Source organism: Streptacidiphilus sp. EB103A, from assembly GCF_041261405.1.
Classification (GTDB): Bacteria; Actinomycetota; Actinomycetes; order Streptomycetales; family Streptomycetaceae; genus Streptacidiphilus.
Genome location: NZ_JBGCAQ010000001.1, coordinates 374,133 through 393,638 on the forward strand (window position 1 = coordinate 374,133; position 19,506 = coordinate 393,638).

Below are 19,506 nucleotides of genomic sequence, written 5' to 3' on the forward strand. Positions count from 1 at the left end.
TGACCTCCGGCACCGACCGCGTCATGGACGTCGCCGCACTGGACGCCATCGACGTCCACACCCATGCCGAGGTCTCGTCCAAGGGCCACTCCTCGCTCAGTGAGGACCTGCACGATGCCTCCAGCGCCTACTTCGGCGTCGCGGGCGACCGCAAACCCACCCTCGAACAGCTGGCGGCCTACTACCGCGAGCGCCGGATGGCCGCCGTCGTCTTCACCGTCGACGCCGAACACGCCACCGGCACCGAGCCGGTGCCCAACGAGGAGGTCGCCGAGGCCGCCGCGGCCAACCCCGACGTGCTGATCCCGTTCGCGAGCATCGACCCGTTCCGGGGCCGGGCCGGGGTGCGGCAGGCCCGTCGGCTGGTCGAGGAGTACGGGGTGCGCGGCTTCAAGTTCCACCCCAACATCCAGGGCTTCTACCCCAACGACCGGATGGCGTACGGGCTGTACGAGGTGATCGAGGAGACCGGGACGGTCGCCCTGTTCCACACCGGGCAGACCGGCATCGGGGCGGGCGTGCCCGGTGGCGCCGGCATCCGGCTGAAGTACTCCAACCCGCTGCATGTGGACGACGTGGCCGCCGACTTCCCGCAGCTGAAGATCATCCTGGCGCACCCCTCCTTCCCCTGGCAGGACGAGGCCCTGGCCGTGGCCACCCACAAGCCCGGCGTCCACATCGACCTGTCCGGCTGGTCGCCCAAGTACTTCCCGCCGCAGCTGGTGCAGTACGCCAACACCCTGCTCCAGGACAAGGTCCTGTTCGGCTCGGACTTCCCCGTGCTCACCCCGGACCGCTGGCTCGCCGACTTCGACAAGCTGCCGATCAAGGACTCGGTGCGGCCCAAGATCCTCAAGGACAACGCCGCACGACTGCTCGGGCTCAGCGGCTGAGCCGACACCGCCGCACACTGTCAGAGAGCCGCCAGAGAGCCGTCAGGAAAGGGATGCCATGCGCAACGAAGGGCTGGGATCCTGGCCCGCCCGCCGGGCCCGGAAGACCCCGCAGCACACCGCCCTGATCCACGGGGACGACCGCACCAGCTACGCCGAACTCCACGTCCGCACCAACCGCCTCGCCCACGTCCTGCGCGCGGCGGGGATCGAGCGCGGCGACCGGGTCGCCTACCTGGGCCCCAACCACCCCTCCTACCTGGAGACCCTCTTCGCCGCCGGGCTGCTGGGCGCGGTCTTCGTCCCGCTCAACACCCGGCTCTCCGGGCCCGAACTCGCCTACCAGCTCCAGGACTCCGGGGCGAAGGCGCTGGTCCGCGCCCCCGGACTGCCCGAGCCGGCGCCGACCCCCGTCCGCATCGAACTGGGCCCCGAATACGAGAAGTTGATGGCTGAAGCGCCAGCCGTGGAGCAGCTGATCGACGAGCCCGTCGGCCTGGACGACCTCTGCATCATCATGTACACCTCGGGGACCACCGGGCGCCCCAAGGGCGCCATGCTCACCCATGGCAACCTCACCTGGAACGCCGTCAACGTCCTGGTAGACCACGACCTGCTCGCGGACGAGGTTGCGCTGGTCTCCGCGCCGCTGTTCCACACCGCCGGGCTCAACATGCTCACCCTGCCGGTGCTGCTCAAGGGCGGCAGCTGCGTCCTGGTCGAGTCCTTCGACCCGGCCGGCACGCTGGAGCTGGTGCAGCGGCACCGGGTCAGCTTCATGTTCGGGGTGCCGACCATGTTCGAGCAGGTCGCCCGGCATCCGGACTGGGCCGCCGCCGACCTGTCCTCGCTGCGCCTGCTCACCTGCGGCGGCTCCCCGGTCCCCACCTCGCTGATAGCCGCCTACCAGGAACGCGGACTGACGTTCTGTCAGGGCTACGGCATGACCGAGGCGTCGCCCGGGGTCCTCTTCCTGGACGCCGAACACGCCCTGGCCAAGGCGGGATCGGCCGGAGTGCAGCACTTCTTCAGCGACGTACGGGTCGTCGGACCCGGCCTGCAACCGGTGGCCCCGGGCGAGACCGGCGAGGTGCTGGTGCGCGGCCCGCATGTGATGGCCGGCTACTGGGGACTGCCCGAGGAGACCCGGGAGGCCTTCGCCGACGGCTGGTTCCGCAGCGGGGACGCCGCCCGGGTGGACGGGGACGGCTATGTCACCATCGTCGACCGGATCAAGGACATGATCATCTCGGGCGGGGAGAACATCTACCCCGCCGAGGTCGAGGACGCCCTGATGGGCCACCCCGGGATCGCCGAGTGCGCCGTCGTCGGCGTCCCCGACGCCACCTGGGGCGAGGTCGGCCGAGCGGTCGTGGTGCCCCGACCCGGCGTGGTGCTCGACCCCGACGAGGTGCTGTCCTCGCTGGCCGGACGGCTGGCCCGGTACAAGATCCCGAAGTCCCTGACGGTGGTGGACAGTCTGCCCCGCACCGCCTCCGGAAAGCTGCTCAAGTCCGTTCTCCGCAAAAGCCTCTGACTCTCCCTCACAGCGGATCCACCGAAAGCGAGCCACACCATGACCGACACCAACGCCGGCACCGGCACCGTCTCCGTCGACGGCCTGGACGAGCTCAGGAAGCTGTCCGGCAGCGACCTCGGCACCAGCTCCTGGATCGAGATCACCCAGGACCGCGTCAACACCTTCGCCGACGCCACCGGCGACCACCAGTGGATCCATGTGGACGTCGAGAAGGCCGCCGCCGGCCCGTTCGGCGCGCCCATCGCCCACGGTTACCTGACCCTCTCCCTCTTCGTCCCGCTGTTCACCGAGCTGCTGGACGTGCAGGGGGTGACCACCAAGGTCAACTACGGCCTCAACAAGGTCCGCTTCCCCTCGCCGGTCCCGGTCGGCTCCAGGATCAGGCTCACCGCCCGGCTGGCCTCGGTCGAGGACGTCGCCGGGGGAGTGCAGGTCACCGTGGACGGCACGATCGAGATCGAGGGCGGCGCCAAGCCCGCCGCCGTGCTGCAGAGCGTGTCCCGTTTCTACGCCTGACAGATTGTTCGGCAACTACCCCTGCACGGAGGCGAAACGGCCCGCGATCCGGAGGTCCGCCTCGATCCGCGCGGCCGTCTCGCGAAGTGCCGGCAGGATGTCGGCCCGGGTCTGCTCCGGGCTGTGCCGGTGCGAGTGCATCGCGGCGTTGACGGCCGCGACGGTACGGCCCTCACGGTCGCGGACCGGAACGGCGATGGAGCGCAGGCCCTCTTCCAGTTCATCGCTGACCAGGGCGTAGCCCTCTGCGGCCACCCGGTCCAGCTGGGCGGCCAGTTCGGCGCGGTCGGTCACGGTGTGCGGGGTGAGCGGACGGAGGTCCTCGGCGGCCAGCAGGTCGGCGCGCTGCTCTACCGGCAGGCCGGCCAGTAGTACCCGGCCCATCGCGGTCGCGTATGCGGGCAACCGGGTGCCCACGGTGATCCGCACGGCCATGATGCGTTCGCTGGCGGCGCGGGCGGTGTAGCGGATGTCGGCGCCGTCGAGCACCGCCATCGAGGCGGAGTCGTGCAGCTGGGCGCAGAGGTCGCGCAGGTGGGGCTGGGCGAGTTGAGGCAGGGTCAGTCGGGAGAGCGGGGCGAAGCCCAGATCGAGAACCTGCGGTGTGATGCCGAACTCCCGTCCCTCCTGGGCGATGTAGCCGAGGTGTGCCAGGGTGATCAGAGCCCGGCGCGCGGTGGCCCGGGGCAGGCCGGTGGCCTGGGCGACGGCGCTGAGGGTGAGCGAAGGCCGTCCGGTGCCGAAAGCGGTGAGTACGGACAGGCCGCGGGCGAGCGACTCGACGAAATCCGCGCCCGCCTCCTGCTTGGCGTCCGTGGTCCAGGCGGCCGTGGCCCATTCGGACTTGGGTGCCGCGGGTTCGCTGCGGCTCAGCTCCTGCTCCATCTCCCGGGTCGCCGCCAGTAGATCGGGCAGCAGGGCCGCCCGCAGGTCCTCGGCGCTGTGCCTGCTGGTGTGGCTCACCACGCTCACCGCACATACCTGACGTCCGCTCACATCCCGTACCGGGGCCGCCAGGGCGACCAGCCCCGGCTCGATCAGCTGGTCGTCCACGGACCAGCCGTCGCGCCCGGCCTGCTCCGTCCGCTGCTGGAACGAGCGCGGGTCGGCGGCGGCCGGACGCGGTGGTAGGACGGGCCAGTCGTGCGGCTCGTACGCGGGCCGTCCCCCGTCGGCGGCGAAGAGTGGGCCCGGGGCGGTGCGGTCGGCCGGCAGCAGGTCCCCGATCCGGAAGCTGAGCGACAGCGAGCGGCGCCGGGTCGCCTGGTGCACGAAGCGGATGCCGTCGCGGTCCGGCACAGCGATGGACACCGACTCGTCCAGTGCGTCGGCCAGCCGGTCCGCGTGCGGGCCGAGCAGGTCCGGCAGCCGTACTGCGAGCAGGTAGGCGTTGCCGAGCTCCATCAGCGGCGGGGCGAGGGTGACCGTGCGGCCCTCGGTGCGGACGTAGCCGATCCGGGCGAGGGTCGCCACGATCCGGTCCACGGTGGAGCGGGCCAGCCCGGTGGTCCGGGACAGCTCGCCCAGGCTGCGACGGCCGCCCGGGGCGGCGGTGAGCTCCCGCAGCACCGCGATGCCGCGGATCAGCGGGCCGACGGCTTCGGGGGGCGGGGGCAGCGGAGGCATGGATTCCTCGGGTGTTGACAGGGTCGCCGGGTCTGCGCAGACTGCGGGTACGGCATTTACGAACAATAGTTCACCAGGCGAACTCCGGGTGTCAATGATGACAGATCTGTCGAAGGACGAGGATGGACAAGGTCCAGCAGAGCGCCGATGACGCGGTGCGTGACATCCCCGAGGGCGCGTCCCTCGCCGTCGGGGGCTTCGGGCTCGGCGGAGTCCCGCAGATCCTGATCCAGGCCCTGCGCCGGCGAGGGGTGGGCGGCCTCCGGGTGGTGTCCAACAACTGCGGAGTGGAGGGCAGCGGCCTCGGCACCCTGCTCGACGACGCCCGGATCGCCCGCGCCACCTGCTCCTACATCGGCGCCAACAAGGAGTTCGCGCGCCAGTACCTGGGCGGCGAGATCGAGGTCGAGCTGGTGCCGCAGGGCACCCTGGCCGAGCGGCTGCGGGCCGGCGGCTGCGGCATCCCCGCCTTCTACACCCCGGCCGGCGTCGGCACCCAGGTCGCCGAGGGCGGTATGCCGCTGCGCTACCGGCCGGACGGCGGCATCGCCCTGGCCTCACCGCCCAAGGAGGTGCGCCGCCTGGGCGAGGACGACCGCGAGTACGTGCTGGAGCACGGCATCACCACCGACTTCGCCCTGGTCCGCGCCGCGAAGGGGGACCGGCACGGCAACCTGGTCTTCAACAAGGCCGCGCGCAACTTCAACCCGCTGGCCGCGATGGCCGGCCGGATCGCCATCGCCGAGGTCGAGGAGCTGGTCGAACCGGGCGAGCTGGACCCGGACGCGATCCACCTGCCCGGGGTGTTCGTCCAGCGGGTGGTGGTGCTCAGCCCCGAGCAGGCCGCCGACAAGGGCGTGGAGAACCGGACGACCACGGCAGCGGCCGGGGAAGCGGAGGTGTCGGCGCGATGAGCTGGACCAGGAACGAGATGGCGGCCCGGGCCGCCGCCGAGCTGACCGACGGCAGCTATGTCAACCTCGGCATCGGGCTGCCCACCCTCATCCCCGGCTTCCTGCCGCCCGGGGTGGACGTGGTGCTCCAGTCCGAGAACGGCATCCTCGGCACCGGGCCCTACCCCTACGAGGATGAGGTCGACCCCGACCTCATAAACGCCGGCAAGGAGACAGTGACTGTCCGGCCCGGCGCCTCCTTCTTCGACTCCGCGCTCTCCTTCGGCATGATCCGCGGCGGTCACATTGACATCGCCGTCCTGGGCGCCATGCAGGTCTCCGCCCGTGGCGACCTCGCCAACTGGGCCGTGCCCGGACGCATGGTCAAGGGCATGGGCGGGGCGATGGACCTGGTCCACGGCACCCGCCGGGTGGTCGTGCTGACCGAGCACACCGCCAGGGACGGCTCGCCCAAGCTCGTCGCCGACTGCACCCTGCCGCTGACCGGCCGCGCCTGCGTGCACCGGGTGATCACCGACCTGGGCGTGCTGGACACCGGCCCCGAGGGCTTCGTCCTGGTCGAGACCGCCCCCGGGATCACCGCCGCCGAGATCTGCGCCCGCACCGCCGCCCCCGTGACCGTCCCGGAGGGAGTCCGATGAGCCCCACCCAGATCCTGACCCAGCACGACATCGACCGCGAGATCGCCGCCGCCCGGAAGGCCTACGAGGCCGAGGGCGTGCTGCGGCACCACCCCGCGCGCGACTACCCGCCTTACCGCAGCAGCACCCTGCGGCACCCCAACCAGGCCCTGGTCAGCCTGCTCGACCCGGAGGCCGCGGAGCTGCGTGGGCCGGTGTTCGGCGCCACCGACGTCACCGAACTCGACGCCGACCTGACCCGGCAGCACCAGGGCGAGCCGCTGGGGGAGCGGATCACCGTCACCGGCCGGGTCCTGGACCGGGCCGGACGCCCCGTCGCCGGCCAGCTCGTGGAGATCTGGCAGGCCAACGCCTCGGGCAGGTACGCGCACCAGCGCGACCAGCACCCGGCCCCGCTGGACCCCAACTTCACCGGCTCCGGACGCTGCCTCACCGCCGCCGACGGCAGCTACTCCTTCACCACCGTCAAGCCGGGCCCCTACCCCTGGCGCAACCACGACAACGCCTGGCGGCCCGCGCACATCCACTTCTCGCTCTTCGGCACCGCCTTCACCCAGCGGCTGGTCACCCAGATGTACTTCCCCGGCGACCCGCTCTTCCCGTACGACCCCATCCTGCAGTCGGTCACCGACAGCGCGGCCCGCGAGCGGTTGGTAGCCGCCTACGAGCACGACCTGTCGCGGTCCGAGTGGTCGCTCGGCTACCGCTGGGACATCGTCCTGGACGGCCCGGCCGCCACCCTGACGGAGGACGAGCACTGATGATCGAATACCTCCTCACCCCGGCACAGACGATCGGCCCGTTCTTCGGCTACGCGCTGCCGCACCCGGCGGGTGGCGACATCGCCCCGCTCGGCCACCCCGACGCCGTCACCGTGCACGGCACGGTGCTGGACGGAGCCGGGCAGCCGATACCCGATGCCATCGTCGAGACCTGGCAGGCCGCCCCGGACGGCGGCCTCCACGGCGCGCCGGGATCGCTGCCCCGCAACCCCGTCGACGGCGGGACCCGACCCCGCAACGGCGTGGACTTCACCGGCTTCGGCCGGGCCGCCACCGACGCCGCCGGGCACTGGTCGGTGCGCACCCTGCCCCCGCCGGCGGACCGCCCCTACCTCGCGGTCTGTGTCTTCGCCCGCGGTCTGACGCACCATCTGTTCACCCGCGCCTACCTGACCGATCCTGGGCCGGGGGACGTCCTGCTGGACGGGCTGGACGCCGCACGCCGTGAGACGCTGATCACCCGTCCGCAGCCGGACGGTACGCACCGGTTCGACATCCGCCTGCAGGGGGAGAAGGAGACGGTCTTCCTTGAGTTCCCCGAACAATGAGGACATGGGCCTGCTGTCTCCGGTCAGCGCGGGCAGCGACGCCGAGTCCGCGACCGGCGACCGGGCCTTCCTCCAGGCCATGCTGGACGCGGAAGCGGCACTGACCCGGGCCCAGGCCACGATCGGCCTCGCCCCGGCCCCCGCCACACGCGCCGTGACGGAGGCCGCCCGCGCCGAGCGGTTCGACCCGCGCTCGCTCGCGCTGCGGGCCCGCGCGGGTGGCAACCCGGTGATCCCGCTGGCGGCCGATCTCGCCGCAGCCGTGCCGGAGGACGCAGCACCCTATGTGCACCGCGGCGCGACCAGCCAGGACATCCTGGACACCGCGATGATGCTGGTCGCCGCGCGTACCCTCGCTCCGCTGCTCGACGACCTGGCCGGCACCGCCGACACCCTGGCCGCTCTCGCCGCCGAGCACCGCTCCACCCCCATGCCGGGACGCACCCTCACCCAGCACGCCGTACCCACGACCTTCGGCCTGAAAGCCGCCGGCTGGCGGGCACTGGTGCTCGACGCGCACGCCAGAATCTCCGCGGTACGTTCCTCGCTCCCGGTCCAACTCGGCGGAGCAGCAGGGACCTTGGCGGCCTTCCACGCCTACGCCGAGGCGTCGGAGGCGTCGGAGGCGTCGGAACTGCACCGGGGGCCGCAGGCCGGGGATCTCGGTCTGCGGCTGGTCGCCGCCTACGCGGACGAACTGGGCCTGGCAGAACCGCAGTTGCCCTGGCATGTGCTGCGCACCCCGGTCGCCGACCTGGGCGCCGCCCTGGCCTTCACCGCCGGCGCGCTGGGCAAGCTCGCCGCCGACGTGCTGGTGCTCTCCCGGACCGAGATCGGCGAGCTGGCCGAAGGCGCGGGCGGCGGCTCCTCGGCCATGCCGCACAAGAGCAATCCGGTCCGGGCCACCCTGATCGCGGCCACCGCCCGCCAGGTTCCGGCCCTGGCCTCGGTCCTCTTCGGCGCCATGGCGGCCGAGGACGAGCGCCCCGCCGGTGCCTGGCACGCCGAGTGGCAACCGCTGCGGGACGCGCTCCGGCTCACCGGCGGCGCGGCCCGCGACGCGGCCGAGCTGGTGGCGGGACTCAGGGTCGAAAGCCATCGGATGTGGAGCCATCTGGCCCTGACCGACGGCCTGTTGGTCTCCGAGCGGCTGAACGCCGTGCTCGCCCCCCTGCTCGGCCGGGCCCGGGCCCGCACCCTCCTGGTGGAGGCATCCGGCCGAGCGGCGGAGCTGGGCATCCCGCTGGAAGAGGCGCTGCGGGAACTGCTGGACGAGTCCGACGTGCCGCTCCCCGGCGGGCAGCTGCCGAAGGAGCTCCTCCCGCCGGCCCGGCTCCGGGCCCTCACCGACCCCACCGCCTACCTGGGCTCGGCGCTCGCCCTCACCGACCGCGCCCTGCGCCGGACTCCCATCCATACCCAGTCTTCTGACGAACCATCAACTCAGGACCCGAGATGACCACCCCGCTCCCGCACCACCGCTCGGACGGCACGTCCGGTGCGCCCGCACTGCTGCTCGGCCCATCCCTCGGCACCAGCCTCTCCCTCTGGGACGCCCAGGCGGACGCCCTGGCCCGTGACTTCCGCGTGGTCCGCTGGGACCTACCGGGCCACGGCGGCTCCTCTGCCGACCTGATCGCCGCCGGTGCCACCGTGGCCGACCTGGGCCGCCTGGTCCTCGACCTCGCCGACGCCCTCGGCATGGACCGCTTCGCCTACGCCGGGGTCTCCCTCGGCGGCGCGGTCGGCAGCTGGCTCGCCGTCGAGCACCCCGAGCGGATCACCGACCTCGCCCTGATCTGCACCTCCTCAGACTTCGGCGGCACCGAACCCTGGCGTGAACGCGCGGCCTTCGTCCGGGCCAAGCGCGACCGGGCGATGGCGGAGCTGGCCGACTCCGCCCCGGCCCGGTGGTTCACCGACGGATTCGAAGCGCCCGATCGGCTGATCCAGGACCAGCGCACCGCCGACCCGGCCGCCTACGCCGCCTGCTGCGACGCCCTCGCCACCTTCGACCTGCGCGGTTCGCTCGCCCGGATCACCGCCCCCACCCTGGTCCTGGCCGGACGCGAGGACCGGGCCACACCCCCGCCCCACGCCCGCGAACTCGCCGACGGCATCGCCGGATCGACCCTGCTGGAGCTCCCCGGCGCCGCCCATCTGGCCCCGGTCGAGCAGCCCCGCGCCGTCCTCGACGCGCTGCGCACCCACCTGCTGAGGGACCGTCACACCGCCGGCATGACCGTCCGCCGTGCCGTCCTCGGGGACGAGCACGTGGACCGGGCGGTGGCCCGCACCACCGCCTTCACCGCCGACTTCCAGGACTTCATCACCCGCTACGCCTGGGGCGAGATCTGGACCAGGCCCGGTCTCGACCGCCGCACCCGCAGCTGCATCACCCTCACCGCCCTGGTCGCCGGCGGCCACCACAACGAACTCGCCATGCACGTCAGAGCGGCGCTGCGGAACGGACTGACCCCGGACGAGATCAAGGAAGTCCTGCTCCAGTCCGCCGTCTACTGCGGCGTCCCTGCGGCGAACTCCGCCTTCGCCGTGGCCGATGCCGTGCTCCAGGAAGAGGCCGACGCATGACCGCTCCCACTTCCGCCCCTGCTGCGGCCCCTGCCCGCACCACCGTCGGCATCGTCGGAGCCGGCCCCGCCGGACTGCTGCTCGCCCGCCTGCTGCACGCCGCCGGCATCGACTGCGTCGTCCTGGAGAGCCGCGACCGTGCCTATGTCGAGCAGCGGCAGCGCGCCGGAATCCTCGAACAGGGCACGGTGGACGTGCTGCGCGAATCCGGCGCCGCCGAGCGGCTGGACCGCGAGGGTCTGCCGCACGACGGCATCGAGCTGCGCTTCGACGGCCGCGCGCACCGGATCGACTTCCCGGCCCTCACCGGCGGCCGCCGGGTCTGGGTCTACGCCCAGACCGAGGTCGTCAAGGACCTGGTCGCGCTCCAACTCGTCGACGGCGCACCACTGCTGTTCGAGGCCCAGGTCACCGGCGTCACCGGTGCGGACTCATCGGCGCCCACCATCCACTACACCCACCAGGGCGTCGATCACACCCTGGCCTGCGACTACGTGGTCGGCTGCGACGGCTTCCACGGAGTGGTCCGCGAGGCGATACCCGTTGAGGCCAGGCAGACGTTCGAGCGCACCTACCCCTACTCCTGGCTGGGCATCCTGGCCGATGTGCCGCCGTCCAGCGACGAGTTGGTCTACGCCCACTCCCCGCGCGGCTTCGCCCTGCTGAGCATGCGGTCGCCCACCGTCAGTCGGCTCTACCTCCAGGTGCCCAACGGCACCGACCCGGCCGACTGGTCCGACGACCGCATCTGGGACGAACTCGACGCCCGCTTCGCCCTCGCCGACAGCGACTGGAAGCTCGCCCGGGGCCCGATCACCGCCAAGTCCGTCCTCCCCATGCGCAGTTCGGTCACCGAACCGATGCGCCACGGCCGCCTCTTCCTGGCCGGCGACGCCGCCCACATCGTCCCCCCGACCGGCGCCAAGGGCCTCAACCTCGCCGCCGCCGACGTCACCGTCCTGGCCCAGGCCTTCACCGCCCTCCACCGCACCGGCTCCACCCAGCTCCTGGACGCCTACTCCGCCACCTGCCTCAACCGCGTCTGGCGCGCCGAGCACTTCTCCTACTTCATGACCACCACCCTCCACACCGACCCCTCCCAGTCCCCCTTCGACACCCGCCTCCAACTCTCCCAACTCGACCGCATAGCCACCTCCCCCCACGCAGCAGCCGAACTCGCCGCCAACTACGCCGGCCTGCCCTTGAACTGACGGACTGTGGACCCGAGGCCGTCGTCGCTGGTTGGCGGCAGCCGTAGGTGGCTTACATGGCGCCACCGTTGCCGCCCGCCCCCGTCCGTGGCTTGTTGCTGTTGCTCGCTGCGCTCGCGGGCTAACTACGGGAGGGGCGACCCTGCTGGGCGCCGTAGGCCCGTGCGGGGGCGTGCGGGCTGGCGAGGGGGCGCGCGGCGGTCAGTGTGGTCCGTTTTGGGGTCACTCGACCTACTTTGGGGTCACCGACTCGACGACATAACGGACATACACGGCAGGATTTGTCGGACGAGTGACCCCAAAGTAGGTCGAGTGACCCCAAATGCATAGGACACCTACCTGACGAATCGTTTCCGCAGGCACCACCAACCGCCCCGCCGCCCGGCAACGGCGCTCCGCCCGCACCCCTCCCCGGCCTTGTCGCCGCGAGCGAAGCGAGCAACAGCAACAAGCCACGGGCGGCGGAGGGCGGCAACGGTGGCGCCATGTAAGCCACGCAGAGCTGCCGCCCCCCCCGGCACCGCGATCAGGCGGCGACGGCCGGGCGTACCCGGTGCAGGCGTTCCGGGGTCGTGGGTGGCGGGGTCTTGTGGAGGAAGGCGCGGCGTAGTTCGTGGTAGGGCTCGTCCGGGGCGTAGAAGTTGCGGTACATGTGGGCCAACTCCTCGGAGCGGTACCAGGCCAGCGGGCGCTGGGCGTCGGCGTGTTCGCGGGCGCGGCGCTTGGCGGCGAGGCGGCGGGGCCAGTCCTGGGCGGCGGCCAGTTCCTGGCCGAGGGCGGTCGCCTCGTCGGTGAAGCGCTGCGGGGTGCAGCTCACCACCCGGTCGATCAGCCCCAGTCGCAGCGCCTGCGCCGCGACCAGGGGGAGGGCCTCGCCGGTGAGCCGTTCGGCGGCGTCGGGTCCGACTCGGCGCGGCAGGGTGCTGGTCCAGTACTCCGATCCGTACAGGCCCATCAGCCGGTAGTGCGGGTTGAGCACCGCGCCGTCGCGCACCCAGACCTCGTCGGCGGCGAGTGCCAGCATCAGCCCGCCGGCTGCGGCGTTGCCGCCGAGCGCGGCGACGGTGATCCGGTCGTGGGTGTTGAGGATCGCCTCGACCAGGTCGTCCATGGCGTTGATGTTGGCCCAGGACTCGCGGGCCGGGTCTGCGGCGGCCTCGATCGCGCCCAGGTGGATGCCGTGCGAGAAGACGTCGCGGGAGGCGCCGAGCAGCAGCACCCGGGTGGGCCGGTCCAGGGCATGCCGGTAGCCGGCCAGCAGTCGGCGGCAGTCGCCGGTGCTCATCGCGCCGCCGGGGAAGGAGAAGCGCAGCAGGCCGACCGGGCCCTGCTCCTCGTAGCGCACGGTGCTCCAGGTCTGCCGGGAGCCGGACGGGAGTCCGGACGGGAGTTGGACGTGCGAGGCGGGTAACTCCGGCACGCCCCGCAGGTGACCGGCGAGAGCGTCGGCGGCGGGGGCCTTCGCGGTCGGCGGCCCGCCGGGCAGTCGGCGGGGCCGGGCCGAGGTGAGCCAGACCGCGCCGTCGGCGGTAGCCCGGCAGACCGCCCCGCCCCGGGTGGCCAGGAAGGCCCCGGGCCGTCGGCGGCCGGGTAGCAACGGTCCCTCCTCGGGCTGCCCGCCGAACAGGTAGTAGCCGCGTCCGCCGATCACGTCGAGGACGCCGGGGCTGGAGTCGGCGTTGCGCAGCGCCCGCGACACGGTCGCGGTGGTGTCGCCGGCCCAGTCGATGCGGCGGTTCTCCTGCCGGTAGTACGGACGGGCGACCCCGGGCGGCGCCGGCCTGGGGCGGAACTCGCCGGAGGCGAAGCGCCGCACGGCGCGTTCCACGGCGCGGGAGGCGGCGTCGGAGAGCTCGTTGCGGTACACGTCGCTCTTGCTGATGCCGTCGGGCAGGTCGGGGATGTCGAACGGTTCGGCCGCCCAGATGTCGCCGGCGTCCATCTCGGCGACGGCCTGCAGCACGGTGACGCCCCACTGCCGCAGCCCCGCGCCCAGGGCCCAGTCCAGCGAGGAGGGGCCGCGGTCACCGGGCGGTCCGGGGTGGACGATGAGGCAGGTGCGGGTGGACCAGACGTCTTCCGGGACGGCGCTGGTCAGCATGGGGCAGACGATCAGCTCCGGGTCGTGTCTGCGGACGGCTGCCCGCAGCTCTGCCCCGGTGTCCACCGCGAGGGCGACGGCGGTGTCGTGGCCCAGCGCGGCGAGCTCCAGGGTGATGCGCTGGGTGAGACTGTTGAACGCGCTGGCGAAGACGAGGATGCGCAGTCGTCGGTCGTGCAGTCGTTGGGACATACGAGCCTCCGGCGGATCCGAGGGATGCGTTGCGGAAGGGGGGCATGCATATGCCGCCGTCCCTACCCTGCCGAAGGATCGCTACGCTTCGGATCTGATGCATCACACAGCGTCATCCACCTTGACAGTGGCGGGTGATGACGGAGCGTGTCCCTCGCGCCGCCACAGGCCCGACCATTGGCACCCCTGCCCCCACTCGCCGCGCCGCCGGACACCCCCGGTGGCTCCCCGCGACCGCCGCCGACCGAAGCACACCCGGAGCGCCGACCGCCGTCCGTGCCTCCGCACGCCCCCGCACAGCTCTTGCATGGCCTCCTCCTTGAGGAGGAGAGCGGGTGCATCGCTCGAACCACCCCTGCCGCCCGTTCGGTACATCCCTGGCGGCTCGTGGCGGGGTGGCTCCGGAAACTAGCGTGAGCACGTCCGCACGTACGCCCCGCTGAAGTCCGTCGAGGAACCCACGTCATGATCGAAGCTGTCGGCCTGACCAAACGCTACGGCCCCAAGACCGCGGTGGAGGACCTGAGCTTCACCGTCCGCCCCGGCATCGTCACCGGCTTCCTCGGCCCCAACGGCGCCGGCAAGTCGACCACCATGCGGATGCTGCTCGGCCTGGACGCGCCCAGCGCGGGTCACGCCACCGTGAACGGCCGCCGCTACGCCGACCACCCCGCGCCGCTGCGCGAGGTCGGCGCGATGCTGGAGGCCCGCGCCGTCCACACCGGGCGCAGCGCCTGGAACCACCTGGCCGCGCTGGCCGCCACTCACGGCCTGCCGATGCGCCGGGTCGACGAGGTCGTGGACCTGGTGGGTCTGCACGAGGTCGCCCGCAAGCGGGCCGGCGCCTTCTCGCTCGGCATGGGCCAGCGCCTCGGCATCGCCTCGGCGCTGCTCGGCGACCCGGCCACGGTGATCCTGGACGAGCCGGTGAACGGCCTGGACCCGGAGGGCATCCTCTGGATCCGCAACCTGATGAAGTCGCTGGCCGCCGAAGGCCGCACGGTGCTGGTCTCCTCGCACCTGATGAGCGAGATGGCGCTGACCGCCGAGCATCTGATCGTGGTCGGCCGGGGCAGGCTCATCGCCGACACCTCGGTCGCCGAGTTCACCTCACGCGCCTCGGTCGGCCAGGCCGTCCGGGTCCGCACGCCCGACTCGGTGCGTCTGGGCGAACTGCTGCGCGACCTGCCCGGCGTGGCGGTGACCTCCGACGCGGACAGTGCGGACGTCCTGGACGTCAGCGGCGCCGACAGCGAGCAGATCGGCCGTCTCGCGGCCCAGAACCAGCTGGTGCTCTTCGAATTGACGCCGCATCAGGCCTCGCTGGAGGAGGCGTTCATGGAACTCACCAAGGACGCCGTCGAGTATCAGACGGGCACTGCCCGAACCGGCGCCGCATCGCGGACCGCCGACGAGCGTGTCAAGGAGACCGCAGCATGAGCGCCGTCCTGGAAGCATCCCCCATCGCCACCACGCTGCCCCCCGAGGCCGAGACCAAGGTCACGCTGGGCCGGGTGCTGAAGTCCGAGTGGATCAAGTTCCGCTCGCTGCGGTCCACCTACTGGACCCTGGCTGCGGGCATCGTGCTGACCGTGGGCTTCGGAGCCCTGCTCTGCTGGGCCATGCTGGACCACTTCAGCCAGCTGCACGCGGACGAACGCGCGTCCTTCAACCCGACCGACCACAGCCTGCGCGGCTACTACCTGGCGCAGATGGCCATCGGCGTGCTCGGCGTGCTCATGTTCACCGGCGAGTACTCGACCGGCATGATCCGCGCCACCGTCTCCGCAGTGCCGAAGCGGCTGCCGGTGCTGTGGGCCAAGGCGATCGTGTTCGGCGTCGCCACCTGGGTCGTCGGCACGCTGTCCGCGCTGGCCGCGTTCTTCATCGGACAGGCCATCTTCAGCAGCAAGCACATCGGCGCCTCCTTCAGCGACCCCGGTGTGCCCCGCGCGGTCTTCGGGCTGGGCCTCTACCTCACCGCGATCGGTCTGATCGCGGTGGGCCTGGGCGCGCTGCTGCGCAACACCGCCGCCGGGATCGCCTCCCTGTTCGGCATGCTGCTGGTGCTGCCGCTGCTGGTCGAGGCGCTGCCGAGCAGCTGGCAGTCGAACATCTCGCCGTACCTGCCGGGAGCGGCCGGCGGGGCACTGTTCACCCTGCACGGCGATCCGAACGCGCTGAGCCCCTGGGTGGGCTTCGGTGTGCTGTGCATCTACGTGGTCGCGGCCCTGGTCGGCGGCGCCGCGGTACTGCGCCGCAAGGACGCCTGACCGCTGCTGTGTGACGGCCCCCGCAGAGAAGAGTGTGAGACTGGTGCGCATGACCGGGAAGCGTTTCGACCTCACCTCGCTGCGGGGGCTCGCCACGAGTGCGGGCCGGGGCCGCTATGCGACGGCGGTCGACACCGTCGTCGCCCTGCTGCTGATGCTCACCTCGCTGGGCCACGCCCTGGCGACCAACGGACCGGGTCTGCTGCTGCTGAACGTGGGCCTGGTCCTGCCGCTCGCCCTGCGCCGTACCGCGCCGTTCCCGGTGTTCTGCGTGATCGCGGGGGTGGCCTTCGTCCAGTGGCTCACCGTCCGCGGCGGCATGCCCAGCGACTTTGCCGTACTGCTGGCACTGCACACCGTGGCGGTGCACTGCCGCCGGGCCCAGACCTGGCTCGCCTTCGCGGTCTGCGAGCTCGGCGCCCTGCTCGCCGCGCTGAGCTGGCCGGACCTGAGCCACGCCCACGCGGAGGGGGTGGCGCTCAGCCCCACCGGTGTGATTGTCGACACCATCAAGGTGTTCCTGCTGTTCTCCGGCACGGTCACCGCCGCCCTGGTGCTGGGTTTCAACGTCAGGGCCCGTCGCGGCCGGCTGGCCAGCCTGGAGCAGCGCGCCCTCGACCTGGAGCGGCAGCGGGACCAGCAGGCGGCGCTCGCGGTGGCCGAGGAGCGCTCGCGGATCGCACGTGAGATGCACGACATCGTCACCCACAACCTCTCGGTCATGGTCGCCCTCGCTGACGGCGCCGTCTACGCCAACCCGCACGCCCCCGAGCGGGCCACCGCGGCGATGCGCCAGTCCGCAGAGACCGGCCGCCAGGCGCTGACCGACATGCGCCGCTTCCTGGGCGTGCTGCGCGCGGACGAGCCGGAGGCCCTGCGGCACCCGCAGCCCGGGATCGGACAGCTGGAGGCGCTGGTACGCCAGGTCCGCGCGGCGGGGCTGCCGACCGAGCTCTCGGTGTCCGGGACGACCGAGGTGGTCTCGCCAGGCGCCCAGCTGACGGTGTACCGATTGGTGCAGGAGTCCCTGACCAACACCCTCAAGCATGCCGCCGGAGTCTCGGAGGCCCGGGTGACGGTCCAGGTCGAGGGCACCGCGATGACGGTGGAGGTCAGCGACGACGGGCACAAGGCCGCCACCGCGTCCGACGGCGAGGGCCACGGCCTGATCGGTATGCGCGAACGTGTGGCCGCGTTCGGCGGTGGGCTGACGGCGGGGCCCAGGCCCGGCGGCCGGGGCTGGCGCGTCAGCGCCACCTTCGACCTGGCCGAGCCCGCGCCGGATTTCGTTCCGCAGCCGGAGCCCCTTGCCGAGTCCACCGCCGACCTCGAACCCGCCCCGGCCCCGGAACCCGCTCGCCACCACGACACCGCCGAACTGGAGCCCGCGTGACCATCCGGGTGCTGCTCGTCGACGACCAGCCGCTGCTGCGCGTCGCCTTCTCCCTCGTCCTGGAGTCCCAGCCGGACCTGGCCGTCGCCGGGGAGGCCGCCGACGGCGCCGAGGCCGTCCGGCTCGCCCTGCGGGACAAGCCCGAGGTCGTGCTGATGGACGTGCGGATGCCCGGGATGGACGGGATCGAGGCCACCCGGCGGATCGTCAACGAGTGCCCCGGCACCAGGGTGCTCATCCTCACCACCTTCGACCTGGACGAGTACGCCTTCGCCGGACTGCGCGCGGGCGCGTCCGGCTTCCTGCTGAAGAACGCCCGCCCGGAGGAACTGCTGGAGGCGATCCGGGTGGTCGCCGCCGGCGAGGCCGTGGTCGCGCCCAGGATCACCCGTCGGCTGCTGGACACCTTCGCCTCCCGGCTGCCGGTCGAGGGCGGCGAGGCGGCGACCGCGCTGCAGTCGCTCACCCCGCGCGAGCAGAGCGTCCTGGTCCAGGTGGCGCGCGGGCTCTCCAACGCCGAGATCGCCGCGGCCCTGAACCTGGCCGAGAACACGGTGAAGACCCATGTCAGCCGGCTGCTGATGAAGCTGGGCCTGCGCGACCGGGTCCAGGCCGTGGTCTTCGCCTACGAGAACAACCTGGTCTCCTCGGCCTGACGGCTGTTCTGTAGGCGGCGGGTCCGGGATCCGGGTCCAACGGCCGAAAGCCGACCGTTCCGGCGTGTGATCGCCGGTGATCGGGCAGAGTTGGGCCATGGGTACGGGATTCAGCGGTGAGGTGGCCGAGTACTACGCCAAGTACCGGCGCGGATATCCCTCCGAACTCTTCGACGCGCTGCAGGCGGAGTTCGGGTGGACCAAGGACGATGTGGTTCTGGATCTGGGCTGCGGTACCGGCCAGTTGGCCGTTCCGGCGGCGGCCAGAGTGCGTGCCGTGATCGGGATGGACCCCGAGCCGGACATGCTGCGCCATGCCGGGGAGACGGCCGCGCAGGCCGGGGCCGGGAACACGGTGTGGGTGCTGGGGTCCGACGCGGACGTGTCGGAGATCGGGGCTCAGATCGGCGTCGGCTCGCTGGCGTCGGTGCTGGTGGGGCAGGCGCTGCACTGGATGCGCCACGAGCTGCTGTTCCCCCGGCTGTTGCCGCTGCTCCGTCCCGGGGGAGGGGTCGCGGTGGTCGCCAACGGGACGCCGCTGTGGATGCACGACTCCGACTGGTCGCATGCCCTGCGAGACTGCCTGGAGGCGTACTTCGGCAGTCGGCCCGGCCCGACCGGCGGCGGCTCGCCGCAGGACCGGGCCCGCTACGCCCGGGCCCTGGAGACGGCCGGATATCGCGACGTACGGGAGATCACCGTGCGCCGTACCGACGAGTTGACGGTGGATCAACTCGTCGGCGCACTGTTCTCCACCTTCTCGGCCGAGTCGCTGCCTCCAGAGCCGCAGCGCACCGAGTTGGCTCAGCGGATCCGCTGGTCGCTGCCGTCCGGAAAGCCGCTGATCGAGGATGTCGAGGTCACCGCGGTGCTGGCGCACGCTCCGTCAGGTCCCCGCTGAGCACAGGCTCGTCGGACCACGCCGCGGCCCGGCGAACCCGCGTCACGGCGGCGTACGCCTGGGCGGTCGCCTCCGCCGGAGTCCCGGTGAGCCGGACCGGCGCGCCGAAGTGGACGTGCAGATCCGGGCGCCGCAGCGGCGAGGTGACCAGCCCGGCGAGCTGCTTGCCGCGGCTGCCCGAGGTGATCCTGCGGGCGCCGGTCTGCCCGAGCGGGACCACGGGTGCCCCGGTCGCCAGCGCCAGCCGGGCCAGGCCGGTGCGAAAGGCCTCCGGGTCCCGGTCACCCGAGTCACGCCGGCGCGGCAGCCGTCCCTCGGGGTAGATGACCACCACCCGCCCGTCCGCCAGCGCCTCGGCCGCCAGGTCCAGGGCTTCTGCGGCCCGCCGGTCGCCGCGGTGCACCGGGATGTGACCCTCGGCGCGCAACCGCGAGCCCAGCCCCGGGATCCGCCACAGCCCGGCGGCCGCCAGCACCACCGGGTTCCGCACCCCGCGCCGGGCCAGCGCGGCCAGCACCACGCCGGGATCGATCAGCGAGCTGTGATTGGCCGCGACGATACTGCCGGGCATGGGACCTGACGGGTCGTCGCCGGTGACCTCCAGATGTCCGAGCAGAGGCAGGACGCGGCGGGCGAAGTCGCTGAGCATGGGCCTCATTGTGGCGGTCGGTGCGGCACCGGTCCTGAGTACGCCTACCTGGGTAGTCGCCCACTCGGAGAGAGCGCC

At 72.3% G+C, this 19,506-nt stretch carries 18 protein-coding genes; 15 read left to right on the top strand and 3 right to left on the bottom strand.

From position 1 onward, the window contains the following. Nucleotides 1-23 precede the first annotated feature (23 nt). Genes ABH941_RS01650 through ABH941_RS01660 form a run of 3 tightly spaced genes read left to right on the top strand, consistent with a single transcriptional unit; the run spans nt 24 to nt 2,949 of the window. Nucleotides 24-893, top strand: a complete 870-nt coding sequence (locus ABH941_RS01650) for an amidohydrolase family protein (protein ID WP_370127063.1) — start codon at nt 24-26, stop codon at nt 891-893. 58 nt (nt 894-951) lie between these two features. After that, nucleotides 952-2,430: a long-chain fatty acid--CoA ligase gene (locus ABH941_RS01655; RefSeq protein WP_370126694.1), complete on the top strand. Its 1,479-nt coding sequence runs from the start codon at nt 952-954 to the stop codon at nt 2,428-2,430. Between the two features lie 39 nt (nt 2,431-2,469). Beyond that, nucleotides 2,470-2,949 (top strand): MaoC family dehydratase, encoded by a 480-nt coding sequence (locus ABH941_RS01660; RefSeq protein ID WP_370126695.1) that lies wholly within the window; start codon nt 2,470-2,472, stop codon nt 2,947-2,949. Between the two features lie 15 nt (nt 2,950-2,964). On the opposite strand, the gene ABH941_RS01665 is transcribed toward ABH941_RS01660, so the two are convergent. Further along, on the bottom strand, nt 2,965-4,575 hold the full coding sequence (locus tag ABH941_RS01665) for an IclR family transcriptional regulator C-terminal domain-containing protein (protein WP_370126696.1): 1,611 nt from the start codon (nt 4,573-4,575) through the stop codon (nt 2,965-2,967). Between the two features lie 122 nt (nt 4,576-4,697). Between ABH941_RS01665 and ABH941_RS01670 the strand changes: the two genes are divergently transcribed. The 7 genes from ABH941_RS01670 to ABH941_RS01700 are packed head-to-tail and all read left to right on the top strand — an operon-like array spanning nt 4,698 to nt 11,263. Further along, entirely contained in the window at nt 4,698-5,489 is a 792-nt protein-coding gene (locus ABH941_RS01670; protein WP_370126697.1) for a CoA transferase subunit A, read from the top strand. Further along, nucleotides 5,486-6,130, top strand: a complete 645-nt coding sequence (locus ABH941_RS01675; protein ID WP_370126698.1) for a CoA transferase subunit B — start codon at nt 5,486-5,488, stop codon at nt 6,128-6,130. The genes ABH941_RS01670 and ABH941_RS01675 overlap by 4 nt, the downstream gene beginning before the upstream one ends. Beyond that, on the top strand, nt 6,127-6,891 hold the full coding sequence (gene pcaH / locus ABH941_RS01680) for a protocatechuate 3,4-dioxygenase subunit beta (RefSeq protein ID WP_370126699.1): 765 nt from the start codon (nt 6,127-6,129) through the stop codon (nt 6,889-6,891). Before ABH941_RS01675 ends, pcaH begins: the two co-directional genes overlap by 4 nt. Then, a complete protein-coding gene (gene pcaG, locus ABH941_RS01685; RefSeq protein WP_370126700.1) occupies nt 6,891-7,460 on the top strand; it encodes a protocatechuate 3,4-dioxygenase subunit alpha in 570 nt (189 codons plus the stop codon). The genes pcaH and pcaG overlap by 1 nt, the downstream gene beginning before the upstream one ends. 4 nt (nt 7,461-7,464) lie before the next feature. After that, nucleotides 7,465-8,919 carry a 3-carboxy-cis,cis-muconate cycloisomerase gene (gene pcaB / locus ABH941_RS01690; RefSeq protein ID WP_370127064.1) on the top strand — a complete coding sequence of 485 codons (1,455 nt, stop codon included), beginning with the start codon at nt 7,465-7,467 and terminating at the stop codon, nt 8,917-8,919. Next, a complete protein-coding gene (pcaD, locus tag ABH941_RS01695) occupies nt 8,916-10,052 on the top strand; it encodes a 3-oxoadipate enol-lactonase (RefSeq protein ID WP_370126701.1) in 1,137 nt (378 codons plus the stop codon). The genes pcaB and pcaD overlap by 4 nt, the downstream gene beginning before the upstream one ends. Continuing rightward, the gene (locus tag ABH941_RS01700; RefSeq protein WP_370126702.1) at nt 10,049-11,263 is read left to right on the top strand and encodes a 4-hydroxybenzoate 3-monooxygenase; all 1,215 of its coding nucleotides are present in this window, start codon (nt 10,049-10,051) and stop codon (nt 11,261-11,263) included. Before pcaD ends, ABH941_RS01700 begins: the two co-directional genes overlap by 4 nt. Before the next feature lie 526 nt (nt 11,264-11,789). Here ABH941_RS01700 and ABH941_RS01705 read toward each other — a convergent pair. Further along, entirely contained in the window at nt 11,790-13,556 is a 1,767-nt protein-coding gene (locus tag ABH941_RS01705; protein WP_370126703.1) for an enoyl-CoA hydratase-related protein, read from the bottom strand. A 465-nt stretch (nt 13,557-14,021) separates the two neighbouring features. Here ABH941_RS01705 and ABH941_RS01710 point away from each other — a divergent pair, with 465 nt between their 5' ends. From ABH941_RS01710 to ABH941_RS01730, 5 genes are all read left to right on the top strand, one after another. Then, the gene (locus ABH941_RS01710) at nt 14,022-14,996 is read left to right on the top strand and encodes an ABC transporter ATP-binding protein (protein WP_133998283.1); all 975 of its coding nucleotides are present in this window, start codon (nt 14,022-14,024) and stop codon (nt 14,994-14,996) included. Next, nucleotides 14,993-15,829 carry an ABC transporter permease gene (locus tag ABH941_RS01715; RefSeq protein WP_370126704.1) on the top strand — a complete coding sequence of 279 codons (837 nt, stop codon included), beginning with the start codon at nt 14,993-14,995 and terminating at the stop codon, nt 15,827-15,829. Before ABH941_RS01710 ends, ABH941_RS01715 begins: the two co-directional genes overlap by 4 nt. A gap of 49 nt (nt 15,830-15,878) precedes the next feature. Beyond that, on the top strand, nt 15,879-17,222 hold the full coding sequence (locus ABH941_RS01720; protein WP_370126705.1) for a sensor histidine kinase: 1,344 nt from the start codon (nt 15,879-15,881) through the stop codon (nt 17,220-17,222). Beyond that, nucleotides 17,219-17,878, top strand: coding sequence for a response regulator transcription factor (locus tag ABH941_RS01725; RefSeq protein ID WP_133998277.1), 660 nt, complete (start codon nt 17,219-17,221; stop codon nt 17,876-17,878). The genes ABH941_RS01720 and ABH941_RS01725 overlap by 4 nt, the downstream gene beginning before the upstream one ends. 97 nt (nt 17,879-17,975) lie before the next feature. Continuing rightward, nucleotides 17,976-18,779: a class I SAM-dependent methyltransferase gene (locus ABH941_RS01730; RefSeq protein WP_370126706.1), complete on the top strand. Its 804-nt coding sequence runs from the start codon at nt 17,976-17,978 to the stop codon at nt 18,777-18,779. Here the strand turns inward: ABH941_RS01730 and ABH941_RS01735 are convergent. After that, on the bottom strand, nt 18,739-19,428 hold the full coding sequence (locus ABH941_RS01735) for a lysophospholipid acyltransferase family protein (RefSeq protein WP_370126707.1): 690 nt from the start codon (nt 19,426-19,428) through the stop codon (nt 18,739-18,741). The genes ABH941_RS01730 and ABH941_RS01735 overlap by 41 nt on opposite strands. Between the last annotated feature and the right edge of the window lie 78 nt (nt 19,429-19,506).